Annotated in this window: 15 protein-coding genes; 6 read left to right on the top strand and 9 right to left on the bottom strand. The window is 65.8% G+C overall.

The features are described from left to right. Positions 1 to 206 (top strand): hypothetical protein (locus tag QW887_RS15795; RefSeq protein ID WP_316194683.1); only part of this gene is annotated, 206 nt, incomplete at its 5' end. A 707-nt stretch (positions 207 to 913) separates the two neighbouring features. Here the strand turns inward: QW887_RS15795 and QW887_RS15790 are convergent. From QW887_RS15790 to leuB, 4 genes are all read right to left on the bottom strand, one after another. Further along, positions 914 to 1,855: an ABC transporter substrate-binding protein gene (locus QW887_RS15790; RefSeq protein WP_316194682.1), complete on the bottom strand. Its 942-nt coding sequence runs from the start codon at positions 1,853 to 1,855 to the stop codon at positions 914 to 916. 135 nt (positions 1,856 to 1,990) lie between these two features. After that, positions 1,991 to 3,031 (bottom strand): ABC transporter permease, encoded by a 1,041-nt coding sequence (locus QW887_RS15785; protein WP_315825755.1) that lies wholly within the window; start codon positions 3,029 to 3,031, stop codon positions 1,991 to 1,993. A 4-nt stretch (positions 3,032 to 3,035) separates the two neighbouring features. Next, on the bottom strand, positions 3,036 to 4,547 hold the full coding sequence (locus QW887_RS15780; RefSeq protein ID WP_316194681.1) for a sugar ABC transporter ATP-binding protein: 1,512 nt from the start codon (positions 4,545 to 4,547) through the stop codon (positions 3,036 to 3,038). A 409-nt stretch (positions 4,548 to 4,956) separates the two neighbouring features. Next, positions 4,957 to 6,069 carry a 3-isopropylmalate dehydrogenase gene (gene leuB, locus QW887_RS15775; RefSeq protein WP_315715879.1) on the bottom strand — a complete coding sequence of 371 codons (1,113 nt, stop codon included), beginning with the start codon at positions 6,067 to 6,069 and terminating at the stop codon, positions 4,957 to 4,959. A gap of 275 nt (positions 6,070 to 6,344) precedes the next feature. On the opposite strand from leuB, the gene QW887_RS15770 reads away from it, so the two are divergent. Continuing rightward, entirely contained in the window at positions 6,345 to 7,541 is a 1,197-nt protein-coding gene (locus QW887_RS15770) for a YbfB/YjiJ family MFS transporter (RefSeq protein ID WP_315715878.1), read from the top strand. 164 nt (positions 7,542 to 7,705) lie between these two features. Here QW887_RS15770 and QW887_RS15765 read toward each other — a convergent pair whose 3' ends face one another. The 3 genes from QW887_RS15765 to QW887_RS15755 all read right to left on the bottom strand — a co-directional run bounded on the left by QW887_RS15765 (position 7,706) and on the right by QW887_RS15755 (position 9,912). Then, positions 7,706 to 8,488 (bottom strand): molybdopterin-dependent oxidoreductase, encoded by a 783-nt coding sequence (locus QW887_RS15765; RefSeq protein ID WP_315715877.1) that lies wholly within the window; start codon positions 8,486 to 8,488, stop codon positions 7,706 to 7,708. Between the two features lie 14 nt (positions 8,489 to 8,502). Continuing rightward, complete coding sequence (locus QW887_RS15760; RefSeq protein ID WP_315715876.1) at positions 8,503 to 9,156, bottom strand: cytochrome b/b6 domain-containing protein; 654 nt, start codon at positions 9,154 to 9,156, stop codon at positions 8,503 to 8,505. A gap of 201 nt (positions 9,157 to 9,357) precedes the next feature. Next, the gene (locus QW887_RS15755; protein WP_315715875.1) at positions 9,358 to 9,912 is read right to left on the bottom strand and encodes a fasciclin domain-containing protein; all 555 of its coding nucleotides are present in this window, start codon (positions 9,910 to 9,912) and stop codon (positions 9,358 to 9,360) included. A gap of 482 nt (positions 9,913 to 10,394) precedes the next feature. On the opposite strand from QW887_RS15755, the gene QW887_RS15750 reads away from it, so the two are divergent. Beyond that, positions 10,395 to 10,763 (top strand): hypothetical protein, encoded by a 369-nt coding sequence (locus QW887_RS15750; protein WP_316173410.1) that lies wholly within the window; start codon positions 10,395 to 10,397, stop codon positions 10,761 to 10,763. A 12-nt stretch (positions 10,764 to 10,775) separates the two neighbouring features. On the opposite strand, the gene QW887_RS15745 is transcribed toward QW887_RS15750, so the two are convergent. Beyond that, positions 10,776 to 11,963, bottom strand: coding sequence for a DNA topoisomerase IB (locus QW887_RS15745; RefSeq protein WP_315750595.1), 1,188 nt, complete (start codon positions 11,961 to 11,963; stop codon positions 10,776 to 10,778). 378 nt (positions 11,964 to 12,341) lie between these two features. Between QW887_RS15745 and acs the strand changes: the two genes are divergently transcribed. Then, positions 12,342 to 14,294: an acetate--CoA ligase gene (gene acs / locus QW887_RS15740; RefSeq protein WP_316173411.1), complete on the top strand. Its 1,953-nt coding sequence runs from the start codon at positions 12,342 to 12,344 to the stop codon at positions 14,292 to 14,294. 228 nt (positions 14,295 to 14,522) lie between these two features. Then, the gene (locus QW887_RS15735) at positions 14,523 to 15,017 is read left to right on the top strand and encodes a L,D-transpeptidase (RefSeq protein WP_409998633.1); all 495 of its coding nucleotides are present in this window, start codon (positions 14,523 to 14,525) and stop codon (positions 15,015 to 15,017) included. Positions 15,018 to 15,101: 84 nt separating this feature from the next. Here the strand turns inward: QW887_RS15735 and QW887_RS15730 are convergent, their stop codons facing one another. Beyond that, a complete protein-coding gene (locus tag QW887_RS15730; protein WP_316167822.1) occupies positions 15,102 to 15,296 on the bottom strand; it encodes a DUF1674 domain-containing protein in 195 nt (64 codons plus the stop codon). Positions 15,297 to 15,551: 255 nt separating this feature from the next. Between QW887_RS15730 and QW887_RS15725 the strand changes: the two genes are divergently transcribed. Further along, a complete protein-coding gene (locus tag QW887_RS15725; RefSeq protein WP_316169960.1) occupies positions 15,552 to 16,904 on the top strand; it encodes an RsmB/NOP family class I SAM-dependent RNA methyltransferase in 1,353 nt (450 codons plus the stop codon). Positions 16,905 to 17,118 lie beyond the last annotated feature (214 nt).

Raw genomic sequence — 17,118 nt, 5'->3', positions numbered from 1 at the left:
CTTCTAACCATCCTGAATGCCATGATGCGCGACCGAAAACCTTATGCGATCACTCCATCAACATAACAGTTGCCGGCGTTCGCCGGGACGACACCGGAATTTTCGGCACGACTGGTCATCCTCGCACCCGCTTTCGCGTCCGAGTCTTTACTCGTCTGATCGCCCTCTCCTTGCAGAGGGCGCAGGGAAGGCCGGGCCTCGGCTGAGGCCCGTGGCCCCCGTGCGGAAAAAATGCACGGGGCAGGAACCACAGGTACAGCCGGATCGACCCGGCCTTCCCTGCGCGATGGTTTTCACGCTTACTCTACGCTCTCCCCGGTGTCCGGCCTGTTAGCCACCGTCGTCGTCGGGATCATCGCCCTTCCGACTTGGCGCCAGCATCGGGGCGCCAGGACCACGCAGCTTCACGTGCGCAAGAGCCTCGTTCGTCCGCATGTCCCTAGGACATGCTGCGAGCCCTCGCGGCCACCGCATTCCCGCCTCACGCCTCGTGACGATCGCGAAACGTCCCTCGCAAGCGAAGCGGGATGGAGGGAGAAGACCATGGATTCTGGAAAAACGAAAGTGAAATTCTTGGCGGAGGCCGACTGATCAAGCGGAGGAGATTGAAATCGCGGGCGAAATAAGTTCTTCGCCGCGAAGGGAATAGAGCCACGGGACGAGCGGCAACCTCCGTCAATCGCCATCGATCGCACCCGAGAGCTGATCTGATTTGCCCGACGAGCAGTCGCGACAAGCAAGCGTGCGAGTTGGCTACTCCGTCATGCCCGGGCTTGTCCCAGGCATCCACGTCCTTCCCAGGATGCCTCGCGATGTGGATGGCCGGGACGAGCCCGGCCATGACGACGCGGAGATGGACCGCCGCAAACTCAGATCATCATATGCGATCGCCCGGCCCGACCTCGCACCGGTCTCAATCGTACAGCACAGCCGCGATCTTCGCGTCGGTGACGTTGGACTTGTCGTACCAATAGAAGCCGGTGTCGGTGACCTTCGGCAGCTTCTCGCCCTTCAACGCCTTGACCGCTGACTCCACGGTGCAACTGCCGATGCCGATCGGGTTCTGGGTGATGGCGCCGGCCATCTCGCCCGACATGATCGCGGCCTTCTGCTGCTTGCCGGAATCGTAGCCGATCACGACGATCTTCTTCTTCATCTCCTTGACGCCGTTGAGCACGCCGATCGCCGAGCCCTCATTGGCGCCGAAGATGCCCTTGAGATTCGGATTGGCCTGCAGGATCGACTTGGTGATCTCGGTCGATTTGAGCTGATCGCCGCCGCCGTACTGCACGCTGACGATCTTGATGTTCGGATGCTTGTCCTTGACGCGCTTGAGGAAGCCGTCGCGACGGTCGATGCCGGTGCGGCTGGTCTGGTCGTGCACGACCACGGCGACGTCGCCGGCATCGCCGATCATGTCGGCCATCTTGTCAGCGGCGAGGCCCGCCGCGGCGAGGTTGTCGGTGGTGCAGGTGGTCAGCGGAATGTCGCTGTCGACGCCGGAGTCGAAGGCGATCACCGGGATCTTGGCGGCTTGCGCCTTCTTCAGGAGCGGAATGGCGGCCTTGGAATCGAGCGCGGCGAAGCCGATCGCCTGCGGCTTCTTGGCGAGCGCCGCGGAGAGCATGTCGATCTGCTTGTCGACCATGGCCTCGGTTTCCGGTCCTTCGAAGCTGATCTTGACGTTGGCGGCCTTCGCGGCCTGCTCGGCGCCGAGCTTCACCGCCTGCCAGAACTGGTGCTGGAAGCCCTTGGAGACGAGGGGGATGTAGACATCATCGGCACGCGCGCTCGCGGACACTCCCGCGACCATGAGGGCGCCGAGCGCGACGCCGAGGAGATGCTTGCTCAACATTGGTGTTTCCTCTGCTCTCTTCAGTGACCTTGTCGTTACAGTGATGATCGTGGTCGTCGCCGCTCGCTGTCGGCGGGCAGCGCAGTCTTCAGCGCGACGTCGGAGCGGTGCTGGTCGCTGGTCCTCCTTGAAGGGTCAGGCGCGGTTTCGACGGAGCATGTCGGCGTAAACAGCGAGAATGATGATGACCCCGGTGACGACGAATTGCCATTCCTGGGCCACCGAGAGGATGCGCAAGCCGTTGGTCAGAACGCTCATGATGAAGGCCCCGATGATGGTGCCGAGAATGGTGCCGGTGCCGCCGCTCAGCGACGTGCCGCCGATCACGACGGCAGCGATCGCATCGAGCTCATAGCCCTGGCCGAGCGCCGGCTGGGCGGAATTGATGCGCGACGCGATCAGCAGTCCCGCGACTCCGCAGATGGCGCCGCCGAGGCCGTAGATGATGATCTTCCAGCGGTCGACATTGACGCCGGAGAGCCGCACCGCCTCCTCGTTGCTGCCTATCGCGAAAGTGTAGCGGCCGAGCGCGGTGCGGTTGAGAACGACGGAGGCCAGCACCGCCATCACGAACAGGATCAGGGCTGCATTGGGAATCGGCAGCGCCGGCACGAGCGTGCCGAGCAGCGAGTCCTGCGAGATCATCGAGAAGTTCTCGGTGTTGGTGAAATAGATCGGCTTGCTGCCGGAGACGACCAGGGCCAGCCCCTTCAGCACCAGCATCATGCCGAGCGTCGCGATGAACGGCGGCACCTTCATCTTGGTGATGACCGTGCCCGACAGCGCGCCGCTGAGCGCGCCGGTCACGATCGCCGCGACGATGCCGGTCCACATCGGCAGCTCCCAATAGGTGAGGAACACGCCGGCCATCACCGCGCAGAAGGTCATCAGCGTGCCGACCGACAGATCGATGCCGGCGGTGATGATCACGAAGGTCGAGGCGATCGCCAGCACGCCGTTGACCGCGGTCGCCTGCAGGATGTTGATCATGTTGTCGGTCTGCATGAACGCCGGCGAGGCGAAGCTGAAATAGGCCAGCAGCAGCACGAGGCTCGCGAACGCCAGCAGCTTCTGCAGCGCTGCAGGCCCGAGCAGACGGCGCCGCAGCGCGGCCATCGCGCCGCTCGGCGCGAGGCCATCCTTGACCTGATCCTTGACCAATGCGGGGTCGCTCATGCCGTCAGCCTGCCTTCATGGTTTCGCGCTGGGTGGCCAGATGCATGATCCGCTCCTGCGTGGCCTCGTCCGGCGACAATTCGCCGGTGATGCGGCCCTCGCACATCACGACGATGCGGTCGCTCATCCTGATCACCTCGGGAAGCTCCGAGGAAATCATGACGATCGCCTTGCCCTGGTCGGCCAGCGCGCGCAGCAGGCGGTAGATCTCGTTCTTGGCGCCGATGTCGATGCCGCGCGTCGGCTCGTCGAAGAACAGGATGTCGCAATCGCGATCGAGCCATTTGGCGATCACGATCTTCTGCTGGTTGCCTCCGGATAGCAGGCGAACCTGCTGCGACGCCGAAGGCGTGCGGATGTTCAGCATCCGGATGAAGCGGCCGGCGGTGTCGCGGATCGCGCGCTTCCTGAGCATGAACTTCATTGCAAGGTAGTTCGCGAGGTTCGACATCACGACGTTGGACTCGACGTCCATGCCGGTGGCGAGGCCGAAGCGCTTGCGGTCCTCGGAGAGATAGCCGATGCCGTGGGCGACCGCATGCGCCGGCGAGCGGATCGTCACCTTGCGATTGTCGACGAGAATATCCCCGGACGGAACGGCGTCGGCGCCGAAGATCGCGCGCGCGACCTCGGTGCGGCCGGCCCCCATCAGGCCGGCAAAGCCGAGGATCTCGCCCTTGCGCAGGGTGAAGCTGACGTCGCGGACCAGCGGCCCGCAGTTGAGCCCGCGCACCTCCAGCGCGATCGCGCCGACGGGCTGCGTGCCCGCGACGCGCGCGTCGCCCAAGGTGCGGCCCACCATCATGCCGATGATGGTCTCGATCGTGGTGGTCTCGGCCGGCACCGTCGCAACATACTCGCCGTCGCGCAGCACGGTGACGCGATCGGCGATCTGCTTCAGCTCGTCCATCTTGTGGGAGATGTAGACGATGCCGACGCCGCGTGCCTTCAAGGCGCGGATCATCTTGAACAGCTCGGCGATCTCGCGATTGTTCAGCGCGGCGGTCGGCTCGTCCATGATCAGAACGCGCGAGTTGAACGACAGCGCCTTGGCGATCTCCACCATCTGCTGCCTAGCCACCGTCAGCCCGCCGACTGTCGTGCGCGGGTCGATCGACAGATTGAGCTGGGCAAGCAGCTCGGCCGCCTGCCGGTTGAGCCGGTCCTCATCGAGCAGCAGCCCGAACGCCTTCATCGGCTCGCGCCCGATGAAGATGTTCTGCGCCACCGTGAGGTGGTTCATCAGTTGCAGCTCCTGATGAATGATCCCGATGCCGGCGGCCTGCGCCTCGCGCGGTCCTGGAAAATCGACGCTGGCGCCATCATAGAGGATCTCGCCGGAGTCCTTGCGGTAGACGCCGGCGAGGATCTTCATCAGGGTCGACTTGCCGGCGCCGTTCTCGCCCATCACGGCATGGACCTCGCCGGCGCGCAGCTCGAACCTGACATTGTGCAGCGCCCGGACGCCGGGAAAGCTCTTGCACAGGCCGTGAACGGAGATGAGCGGCGCAGTCATGCGTCAGCGTTTGTGGTGAGGGAGGTTGCGTACAATCGCCACGGGGCGGTGGTCGCGACATTGGCGACGACACCATGCACGGCGAGCGACATATCGCATCGCAAGCGCGATCACATTCATCCTCCCCGGCCCTCGCACGCATCATGTCGAACGCGTGCGAGCCCGCGTCCATTCAATGGCGCGGCGTTGGGGTCAGGCTATTCATCCGGAGATGAAAGTCTATAGGTAAAATCGACAGGCCTTGCGATGCGCCTGCAGGACGCGACCGCGGAATAGCGACGACGCGCCCGGTGGCGCGATCGAACACGTCGTGCGTTGAATTTGCGCTATCTCGACAACGACGGTGAGCCCCCCCTCCCCCTTGCGGGGAGGGGAGTGCACCTTCGGCGCGGCGGAACCTCGGCTCCGACTACGCCGTGAGCTTCTCCAGCTCCTTGATGATCGCCTCGCCCATCTGCGCGGTCGAGGCCGGGGTCGAGCCTTCGGCCTTGATGTCGGCGGTGCGCAGGCCCGAGGCGAGCACGGCGGCGATGGCGGCGTCGAGCTTGTCGGCGAGCGCGCCCATGTCGAAGGAGTAGCGCAGCGCCATGCCGAACGACGTCAGCATCGCGATCGGGTTGGCGAGACCCTTGCCGGCAATGTCCGGCGCCGAGCCGTGCACCGGCTCGTACAGCGCGCGGCGCTTGTGGGTCTTGGCGTCGACCTCGCCGAGCGAAGCCGACGGCAGCATGCCGAGCGATCCCGTCAGCATCGCCGCGATATCCGAGAGCATGTCGCCGAACAGATTGTCGGTGACGATGACGTCGAACATCTTCGGATACTTGACCAGATTCATGCCGCCGGAATCGGCGAGCTGGTGCTCGAGCGTGACGTCCTTGTATTCGCGATTGTGAACCGCGGTGACGACCTCGTTCCAGAGCACGCCCGACTTCATGACGTTGCGCTTCTCCATCGACGTCACCTTGTTGCGGCGCTTGCGCGCGAGGTCGAAGGCGACGCGGGCGATGCGCTCGATCTCATAGGTGTCGTAGACCTGGGTATCGACGGCCCGCTTCTGGCCGTTGCCGAGATCGGTGATGGTCTTGGGCTCGCCGAAATACACGCCGCCGGTGAGCTCGCGCACGATCATGATGTCGAGGCCCTCGACGATCTCGCGCTTGAGGCTGGAGGCATCGGCGAGCGCCGGATAGCACACGGCCGGACGCAGGTTGGCGAACAGGCCGAGATCCTTGCGCAGGCGCAGCAGGCCCGCCTCGGGGCGGACCTCATAGGGAACGCCGTCCCATTTCGGACCGCCGACGGCGCCGAAGATGATCGCATCCGCAGCCTTGGCCTTGTCCATGTCGGCTTCCGAGATCGAGACGCCATGGGCGTCATAGGCGGCGCCGCCGACCAGACCCTCCTCGGTCTCGAACGAGGCCAGCCCCTTGGCGTTGAGCCAGCCGATCAGCCGCTTCACCTCGGCCATCACTTCGGGGCCGATGCCGTCGCCGGGCAGCAAAAGGAGCTTCTGGGTCGCCATGGTCGTTGTCCTCACGGGGCTTGTCATGCCGGGGCCTGAGCCCGGACATCCGTCATCTTTTGGTTGGATTGCCGGCTCGCCCCGATGGGTCGGGGACAGCAGCCCGGCAATGACGAGAGTTGCAAAATCGGCGGAGTGCTAAAGCGCTCCTGCGCGGTTGGCAAGCCACCATTGCCGCCGCCCGCCTTCTGTCGCGCCGGGCAAGGCTGTACTGTGCTCGAAACTGGCGGCCGAGCAGCATGATTTGCCGGATATGCGCCACGCCGGAGCATGTCTTGCCGATCTCCCGTTCCGATCCGCCGCCGGCCCACCCGGCGCTGACCAACCTCACGCTGTCGCTCGGTCCCATCATCGGTCTCGGCATCGGCCGCTTCGCCTATGCGCTGGTGCTGCCGGACATGCGCGACACGCTGCACTGGTCGTATTCGGCGGCCGGCTTCATGAACACGGTCAATGCCGCCGGCTATCTGATCGGGGCGTTGATCGCCGCGCAGACGGCCCGGCGGTTCGGCGGGCTGACCGCGGTGCGCGGCGGCACGCTGGCGGCTTTGGTCTCTCTCGTCGTCTGCGCCATGACGGGCGATTTCATTGCGCTCAGCCTGGCGCGGCTCGTGACCGGCATCGGCGCCGGCGTGGCGCTGGTGGCCGGCGGCGCGGTGGCGGCGCGGGTCGCCTTGGCGCGGCCGGCGCAGGCGAGCTTCGTGCTGAGCCTGTTCTATGCCGGGCCGCCGCTCGGCATCGTCATCTCAGGCCTGATCGCGCCGTTCGTGCTGCAGGCGTTCGGGCCCGGCTCATGGTGGATCGTGTGGGCGGTGCTCGCAGGCGCCGGCGCAATGCTGATCGTGCCGCTGCTGCTGATGCGGCTTCCAGCGAACGCCGCCATGCCGGAGACGCGCGCGGACCGCGTCTCGCTGCGGCCGATGGCGATCTATCTGTTCGGCTACTTCCTCTATGGCGCGGGCTACATCGCCTATCTTACCTTCATGATTGCCTATGTCCGCGACCTCGGCGGCGGCGCCGCGGCGCAATCCGGCTTCTGGTGCCTCATTGGCCTCGCCGGCTTCACCACGCCCTGGGTGTGGCGGCGCGTGCTGGCGCTCGATCGCGGCGGCTGGCCCACCGCCCTCATCCTCACCATCAACGCGATCGGCGCCGCCCTGCCCTCGCTCAGCCATTCGCCCGTCATGCTGACCTTGTCGGCCGCAGTGTTCGGCATCGCGTTCTCGACGGTGACGACCGCGACGACGGCCTTCGTGCGCTTCAACCTGCCGCAAGCCGCTTGGCCGCGCGCGATCGCGGCGCTGACCATCTCGTTCGGCGTCGGCCAGACGTTGGGTCCGTTCGCGGTCGGCGCGATCACCGATGCGATGGGGAGCCTGACCTATGCGTTGAACGTGTCAGCGGCGCTGTTGCTGCTGGGCGCCGTGATGGCGGCGATGCAGGGGAAGTTGAAAGCAGCCGATCGAGCCTGATCGACAATGTCGTCCCTGCGAACGCAGGGACCCATACCGCGGACACTATCGAGGGATCTGGCTGGTAATTTCCTGCCTCTTCACGACCGGTGGTTATGTGTCCCTGCGTTCGCAGGGACGACAGCGGAGATTGCGGCCGCCATCCGGGCTCGATTGGCGGGAGATCAACTCCCGCTGAACGAATTGTACCCCTGGTCTTCCCAGTAGCCGCCCTTGTAGTCGTTGGTGACTTCCATCGCTACGACGTATTTCGGGTTCTTGAAGCCGAGCTTGGTGGGCACCCGGATCTTCATCGGATAGCCGTAGGCGCGCGGCAGGATCTGGTCGGCGAACTTGAAGGTCATCTGGGTCTGCGGATGCAGCGCGGTGCGCATGTCCAAGGGCGAATTGTAGCCGTCCTTGTCGGCGCAGTTGAACCAGACGTACTTGGCGCGCGTATCGGCGCCGATCAGCTTGAGGAAGTCGCGCAGCGGCGTGCCGGTCCAGGAGCCGATCGCGCTCCAGCCCTCGACGCAGATGTGACGCGTGATCTGCGTCACCTGGGGCAGCGCGTGCAGCTCGGGAAGCGTCCACGACTTCTTGTTGTCGACGAGCCCGCGCACCTCGAGCTTCCAGTCGGCCGCATCGATCTCCGGCGCCTCGTCGAGCGTGTAGTAGGCGTTGAACGGGAACGGTTTCGTGATCGCGCTCTCCGGGAAGGTCGGCGCCAGCGCGTCCGGATTGAACATCCAGGCCTGCACCGCGTCGTTGAACTTCGAGACCTTCTTGAGCAGCTCCTCGGCGGTGTCGCCGTCGACGACGTCGCAGCCGGCGAGCAGGGTCAGCGCGCCCAGGCTGGCGCCGCCGGTGAGGAAGCGGCGCCGGGTGAGATCGGGCATCACCTTCAGCGAGTCCTTGATCAGGAGCCGCTTGTCGACGCCGGGAATGAGGAACGGACGTTTCGCCATGGCTGTCTCTCCTCTCAGCGGCCGATGATCATCGCGCGCAGGCTCTTCGGCACCAGCAGCGCGAGCAGGATGTGGATCACCAGGAAGGCGCAGATCAGCGCCATGCAGACGAAATGGACGTAGCGCGCCGCCGGATAGTCGCCGAACAGGCTCACCAGCCAGTGCAGCTGCACCGGCTTCCACATCGACAGGCCCGTGAGCACGACGACGATGCCGACGCAGATGATGCCGAGATAGAGCAGCTTCTGCACCGCGTTGTAGACGGTGAGGTCGTCATGGGCGAGCTTGAAGGTCAGCGCGGCCTTGAGGTCGGCGACGACGGACGCCGGCGAGATCGGCAGCAGCTTGCGGCGGAACCGGCCGGTGGCGAGACCGGTGACGAGATAGGCAAGGCCGTTCAGCATCAGCAGCCACATCGCCGCGAAATGCCACAGCAGCGCGCCGCCGAGCCAGCCGCCGAGCGTGAAGCTGCGGTCGAAGCGGAAGTCGAACAGCGGCGAGGCGTTGTAGATCTGCCAGCCCGACATGATCATCATGATCATTGCGACGGCGTTGATCCAATGCATGACGCGCACCCAGGCCGGCTGAATGACCTTGGTCGCGACTCCGGTTACAGCTCCCCCGGTGGCCGCGAGGGTCGAGGGGGCGCTGGTGGTGGCGCTCGTCATGGCGGTCGGCTCCGTCGCTTGCATTCGTCACGCCAATTATACGCCGGCTCGGCGGGCTCCGTTACACCGCGGCGCCGATCAAAACGATACGCAGAAACTATCGCGTTCACAAAAAAGCGAGCCGGGGGGTGGCCCGGCTCGCTCCTGGTCACATCCGCGAGGAGGAGGAAGAAACGGATGTGTCCGGTGTCGCGCCGGGCCTCAGGACGCCGGCATCAGCACGGTGTCGACCACGTGGATGACGCCGTTCGACTGGTTGACGTTCGGGATCGTCACCATCGAGGTGCCGCCCTTGGCGTCAACGATCATGACGTTCTTGCCCTCGCGCTTGACGGTGAGCTGCTCGCCCTCGACCGTCTTCAGCATCTGGCCGTCCTTCAGGTCGGACGCCTCGAGCTTGCCGGGCACGACGTGATAGGTGAGGATCTTGGTCAGCGTCGCCTTGTTCTCCGGCTTGACGAGGCTGTCGACGGTGCCGGCCGGCAGCTTGCCGAACGCGGTATTGGTCGGCGCGAACACCGTGAACGGACCCTTGCCTTCCAGCGTCGGCACGAGGCCGGCGGCCTTCACCGCGGCGACCAGCGTCGTATGATCCTTCGAGTTGACCGCGTTCTGCACGATGTTCTTGGACGGATACATCGCCGCGCCTCCGACCATCACGGTCTTCTCCTCGGCGCTGGCGGGCGCGACAAAGGTCGAGGTCAGCGACAGCGCGCTGAAGGCGGCGGCAGCGAGAAAGGCAATGCGCTTGGACATGGGTAGCTCCCTATGAAAGGCGGCGGCAGAGCCGCGTGATGAGTTCGACTGCGACACCGATGCTGATCTTGAGCGGATGCGCTCTTGCATCGTGTCAGGCCGAGCTACGCCGCGTTCGGAAGCGAGTTTCGGCGCATAATTTAACGTGATCCGTGAAACCTGCGGCGATCGAGATCGTCTCGCCGACTCATTGAACGAGATCCGCGCCGCAATGTCGCAGCCTGCTGCGAACTGATCAGCTCTCTGTCGGTCATTGGCCGACGCCGATGACCGATCATCGTCGCCATTAACTACAATGCGAGCCGAGCTCGGCCGAACCTGCCGAAAACATTGCGAGTAAGACTTTCTTAAGGTTGATTGGTCGGGACGGCGCCGGCTGCGGGAAGGGGATGTCCTGCACTGTCCGGCGCGATCGGCGGGGGTTTCCTACAGTGAACAGAACGATCTGGATTGCGGGGTTCTGCCTCGTGATAATCTGCTGCTTGCTTGCAACGAAGATGGTGCTTGCCGCGGTATCGCCCGGCGACATCGCGGGCGAAGCGACGTCGTCGCTGATCCGCGAGCCCATTCCCGGCGTTGATACGTTGAACGAGTCCGATCGCAGTTTCGAAACACCGCCGCTCGATCTCAACGAAGGCGCACGGCTGCCGCTGCTCTCGCGGGCCGTGCGCGCGGAGGGACGTGGTGCGTCGGCTGCCCACCGCGCCAAGCCGGCCAGCAAGTCGACCGTGCTGCGGCCGGCCAAGCGCGAGGCCGCGCCGGTGAAGAGCGCGGCGGCGCCGTGCCGGCAGCTCGATCCGATCGCCCGCTTCCTTGCGTCGGCGAAGATCGGGCCGCGCTGCCAGGCTTGATGAATTGCGGCGTCAGGCCGAGACCGCCGTCACCACCTGCGCCAGCAATTGCTCGCGCCGCGTCTGCGAGCGCTGGCCCTTCATGGTGGCGGCGAAGCGTTCGAGGATGCCGTCCTCGAACGCCGTAACGATGGTGTCGTGCACGTAGCTCTTGCGGCAGATCGCCGGCGTGTTGGTGAGCTCGTCGGCGGCGGCGCGGATCGCTTCCAGGATCTGCTTCTTGCGGCCGCGCGCGCTCGCCGCCGGCGTGATCCTCGACAAGGTCTCCAGCGCCACGGCCGAGGCCATCAGCGTGCGGAAATCCTTCAGTGAGATCTTGATGCCGGCGATCTCACGCAGGAAGGCGTTGACCTGTGTGGTCGAGACCGCGCGCACCACGCCCTGGGCGTCGCGGTATTGGAACATGCGACGGCCGGGCACGCCGCGCAAAATGCCGACGGCCCGCACCAGCTTGGCGGCGTCGCATTCCTTGCGCACGGCCTTGCCGCCCTTGGCCTTGAAGGTCAGCACCAGGGAGTCATCCTCGAGCGTGACGTTCGACTTCAACAGTGTGGTGGCGCCGCGCGTGCCGTTCAGCCGGGCATAGGACTCGTTGCCGGGGCGAATGGCCGTGCGCGCGATCAGCTCGATGACAGCAGCGAGCGCGAACTCGCGCGTCGGCTGGTCGCCGGCGAGATGTTTCGACACCGCGCGACGGATGCGCGGCAGCGCGCCGACCAGCTTGGCGAGGCGATGCGCCTTGCGATGCTCGCGCACCTTCTCCCAGTCGGCGTGATAGCGGTATTGCAGCCGGCCGGCGGCATCGACGCCAACCGCCTGCAGATGCAGGTTCGGATCGGGGGCGTAGCGCACCTCGCGATAGGCCGGCGGCACCGCCATCGCATGCAGGCGGCGGATGGTGCCGGCGTGGCGGATCGGGGTGCCGTTGGCGCGGATGAAGGTATAGCTCTTGCCCCGCCTGATGCGGCGGATGGTCAGCGCGGTCTGGTCGCCGAGCTTCAGCCCGATGCGCTTGGCGAGCTCCTCGACCGAGGTCTTGGCATTGCCTTGCGCGTCGGCGGTCTTGGCGTGGGCCAGATCCTTCAAGCTCAGCTTGCGGCGCGGCGGCTTGGGCGGCCACTGGCCCAGCGCTTTCGCGAGCGCGACCTCGGGATCGGCCGGGCCGACCCGCGGGCTCTCGAAATTCTGCTGGTCCATCATTGCTTTAGACGCCCTGCCGTCGTTTTCATCCGCTCAATGCCCCGGAGTCCGGTTTGGTTCCGGCCGGGTTATCCACAGCTTCAAGGCGATTTAGGGCGTGACGGGCCGGATAGCGAGTCCCAAATTTTGGGCAAAGCGGTTTCAAAATACCGGTACCCGCCCCGATTCCGGGTAACCTTGATGCTGCAGACTGTAGCGATCTCCGAGGCGCGGCCGGCGCACGCAACCTCCGCGCACAATTCTTTGATCCTGCTCAGACCGCCTCCCCGCCGAAGGTCCTACTTGTCTTGCCTTGTCGCCGCCGGTTACGCGGACGCATAGTGGGAACAACGATGGCCTGCGCGGGATCGACGGCAGGCCGCATGTGGAGGGTGTGAAATGTCCGAGAAGATCTACGACGTTCCGGCCGAGTGGGCGAAACGCGCCTTTGTCGACGACGCGAAGTACCAGGAGATGTACGCGCGCTCGATCAAGGACCCCAACGGCTTCTGGGCCGAGCAGGCCAGGCGCGTCGATTGGGTCAAGGCGCCGACGAGAATCGAGAACGTCTCCTACGCACCCGGCAACATCTCGATCAAATGGTTCGAGGACGGCGTCCTCAACGCCGCCTATAACTGCATCGACCGCCATCTCGCCACCCGCGGCGACCAGACCGCGATCATCTGGGAAGGCGACGACCCCTCGCAGTCGAAGCACATCACCTATCGCGAGCTGCACGACGAGGTGTGCAGGATGGCCAACATCCTGCGCAACCGCAACGTCAAGAAGGGCGACCGCGTCACCATCTATCTGCCGATGATCCCGGAGGCCGCCTATGCGATGCTGGCCTGCGCCCGCATCGGCGCCATCCACTCGGTGGTGTTCGCCGGCTTCTCGCCGGACTCGCTCGCCCAGCGCATCAAGGACTGCGATTCCAAGATCATCATCACCGCCGACGAGGGCCTGCGCGGCGGCCGCAAGGTGCCGCTCAAGGCCAATGTCGACGCAGCGCTGAACAAGGTCGACAATGTCGACTGGGTCGTCGTGGTCAAGCGCACCGGCGGCAAGATCGAGATGAATCCGAGCCGCGACCTCTGGTACCACGAGGCCGCCGAGATGGTGACCACCGAATGCCCGTGCGAGCCGATGAATGCGGAGGATCCGCTGTTCATCCTCTACACCTCGGGCTCGACCGGCCAGCCCAAGGGCGTGCTGCACACCACCGGCGGCTATCTCGTCTACGCCGCGATGACGCATCAATACGTGTTCGACTATCACGAGGGCGACGTCTACTGGTGCACCGCCGACGTCGGCTGGGTCACCGGTCACAGCTACATCCTCTATGGGCCGCTGGCCAATGGCGCCGTCACGCTGATGTTCGAAGGCGTGCCGAACTATCCGGACAATTCGCGGTTCTGGAACGTCATCGACAAGCACAAGGTCAACATCTTCTACACCGCGCCGACCGCGATCCGCGCCCTGATGCAGGGCGGCGACGGACCGGTGAAGAAGACCTCGCGCGCGTCTCTGCGCCTGCTCGGCTCGGTCGGCGAGCCGATCAATCCGGAAGCCTGGGAGTGGTATCACCGCGTCGTCGGCGACGACCGCTGCCCGATCGTCGACACCTGGTGGCAGACCGAGACCGGCGGCATCCTGATCACGCCGCTGCCGGGCGCGACCCGGCTGAAGCCGGGCTCGGCGACGCGGCCGTTCTTCGGCGTCGTGCCCGAGATCGTCGATGCCGACGGCAAGACGCTGGAAGGCGCGACCGAGGGCAATCTCTGCCTCACCCGGTCCTGGCCGGGCCAGATGCGCACGGTGTATGGCGACCATGCCCGGTTCGAGATGACCTACTTCTCGACCTACAAGGGCAAGTACTTCACCGGCGACGGCTGTCGCCGCGACGCCGACGGCTATTACTGGATCACCGGCCGCGTCGACGACGTCATCAACGTCTCCGGCCACCGCATGGGAACGGCCGAGGTGGAAAGCGCGCTGGTTGCCCATCCCAAGGTGTCGGAAGCCGCCGTGGTCGGCTATCCCCACGACATCAAGGGCCAGGGCATCTACGCCTATGTCACCCTGATGGCCGGCGAGCAGCCGACCGAGGAGCTGCGCAAGGAGCTCGTCGCCTGGGTGCGCAAGGAGATCGGCCCGATCGCCTCGCCCGACCAGATCCAGTTCGCCCCCGGCCTGCCCAAGACCCGCTCCGGCAAGATCATGCGCCGCATCCTGCGCAAGATCGCCGAGGACGAGCCGGGCGCGCTGGGCGACACCTCGACCCTTGCCGATCCCGGCGTGGTCGATGATCTCGTCCAGCACCGGCAGAACCGCAAGGAGAAGCAGGCGTAAGCACGCCGTGCCCCGCGGGCGCCAAGCGCGTTCGCCGCAATCGTCAAGTCTCATCGCACTCCCGCGGCTGATTCCGCGGGAGTGTTGTTTTCAGGTCATTTACTCGCAGACGGAGTTTTCCTTTCCTCATGCGATCTGCGTGCTCCCGGCCGGGGAGCAGGCGCCGCGGAACCGGCTGAGGGGATGACCATGCGGACTGGGGCGGTCAGGCTGACAATGAAGGCGGCGATGCTGGCCGCGTCGGTGATCGGAACCATGGTCACGACGGCCGGCTCTGCGTCGGCCCGTCCCGAGTTGGTCGCCGTCGCCGGCGACTTTTCGCCGGGCACCATCGTCGTGAGGACCGGCGAGCGGAAACTCTATCTCGTGCTCGATGGCAGCCACGCCTTGCGCTACACGGTCGGCGTCGGCAAGGCCGGCCGGCAATGGGCCGGCACCACCAAGATCGACGGCAAGTACAAGAATCCGGCCTGGGCTCCGCCCGCCGACGTCAAGCGCGACAAGCCGGAGCTGCCGGACGTCATTCCCGGCGGCTCGCCGCGCAATCCGATGGGCGTTGCCGCCTTGACGCTCGCCGGCGGCGAATATGCGATCCACGGCACCAACGTGCCGAATTCGGTGGGCGGCTACGTGTCCTACGGCTGCATCCGCATGCTCAACCCGGATATCACCGACCTCTACGAGCGCGTGTCGATCGGCACGACGGTGGTGGTCACGCGCTGAGTCACCGCTGCGATACGCGAGTGCGGAGAACGCGGGACCGGCAACCCCGGCGCCGAACAACGCAAGCCGCGCGCCGAGATCCCGTCAGAAGTCCGAGATGAGTCCCTTTCTCTCCCAGTCGCCGTACCGGGTCGGCTCCGGCCCTTTCGGCCCCTGCAACTCCGTCGGCATCGGCTTCGTCTGTTGTGCTGCCAGTCGGCGGCGTTCCTCAGCCTCGGCCAGCGCGCGCTGCGCGGCCGGCGTCAGCGGCTTGCGCGGCGACTCATTGCTGGCGACCACGGCCAAAGCGGCCTTGCCCTTCGGCTCACTCCTGGGCTCATTCTCGGGCTCGTTGCTCATCGTACCATTCCACCATTGAACCGGTTCGTTCCCGACCTCATCAGATCGTGTGCCCACCCATGAAAAAACAGGGCTAATAAAAGCAGAGCCGATTCTTACATTTGGCATATTCCGGTGACAGAGGACCCGCAAGCTGATGGCATGCACCCGATGGTCGCGGAACTGCCTTTCTTCTTTCGCGAGTAATTCCCAGGCATGCCTCCGCCGCGTTTTGCGACCCCTTCCGAAGTCCCAGGCCTGGCGGCACGGCGCATCGCCGCCGACGTGGTCGACGGCGTGCTGCACAAGCATCGCACCCTCGACGATCAGCTCGACGGGACCGGCGCACATCCCGGACTGAAGCATCTGGCCGACCGCGACCGCGCGCTGATGCGCCGGCTGGTCGCCACCACCTTGCGGCGGCTTGGAACGCTCGGTCACGTGCTGTCGCGGCTGCTGGATCGCGGCGTGCCGACCGACGCGCCGCGGGCGCAGAGCGCGCTGCTGATCGGCGCCGCCCAGATCCTCTGGATGGACGTTCCTGACCACGCTGCCGTCGACCTCTCCGTCCGCCTGGTGCAGGCCGACCGCCGCGCAGCGAAATATGCCGGGCTCGTCAACGCGGTGCTGCGGCGCTGCGCGCGCGAGGGCGCAACCCTGCTCGACGATGCCGCCGGTCAGCCGCTCGACATCGCGCCCTGGCTGCTCAAGCGCTGGATCGATCATTATGGCGAAGCGACCGCCAGGGACATCGCCGCGGCGCTCGGCCAGGAGCCGTCGCTCGACCTCACGGTGAAGTCGGACCCGGCGCAATGGGCGTCGCGGCTGCATGGCGAGGTGCTGTCGACCGGCACCGTGCGCACCGTGCTGCATGGTTCGGTGACGGTGCTGCCGGGCTTCGCCGAGGGACAATGGTGGGTGCAGGACGCCGCCGCCGCCTTGCCTGCGCGCCTGCTCGGCGACATCAGCGGCAAGGCCGTCGCCGACCTCTGCGCGGCGCCAGGCGGCAAGACGGCTCAGCTCGCCCATGCCGGCGCCCGCGTCACCGCGGTCGACCGGTCGCCGGCCCGGATGAACCGGCTGAAGGACAACATGACCCGGCTGCAGCTGACCGCCGAGACGGTCGTGGCCGACGCCGCCGAATGGCAGCCCGCCGACAGCGGCGGCTTCGACGGCCTGCTGCTCGATGCGCCCTGCACCTCGACCGGCACGATTCGGCGTCATCCCGACGTCGGCTGGTTGCGCAGCGAGGCCGACATCGCCGCGTTGTCGGGCTTGCAGGCGCGGCTGTTGACCAGGGCGGGCAGCCTGATCAAGCCGGGCGGAACCCTGGTCTACTGCACCTGTTCGCTGGAGCCCGAGGAGGGCGAGCAGGTGGTCGAGCGCGTGCTGGCCCAAACCACCGAGCTGCGCCGCGTCCCCGTCACCGCCGGCGAGGTGGCGGGACTGGCAGAGCTGGTCACCCCGGCCGGCGACTTGCGCACGCTGCCCTGCCATTTGCCGCACCAGGACCCCCGGCTCGGCGGTCTCGATGGTTTTTATGCGGCGAGACTGGAGCGGCGGCCGTGAGCGTGTCATCGTGCGCCGTGCGCCGGCCCTGCGTCGGCCGGGCTTTAAGGGCGTCGGCGTTGCGTTAGTCCGTTAAATCCTGATTTTGCACCAGATTCTGGTCCCGCGATGGTGCTGCACCGGGGCCAAAAATGGTGTATCGGCGGCAGTTGCGATCTATGAAGGATGCGCAACCGAATCCCCCTCTGAATCCAAGGCTTGGCGTGTCCGCCGC

The sequence above is a fragment of the Bradyrhizobium sp. SZCCHNRI3052 genome, assembly GCF_032484895.1.
GTDB lineage: Bacteria > Pseudomonadota > Alphaproteobacteria > Rhizobiales > Xanthobacteraceae > Bradyrhizobium.
This window is presented reverse-complemented; position numbering and strand designations above follow the sequence as displayed.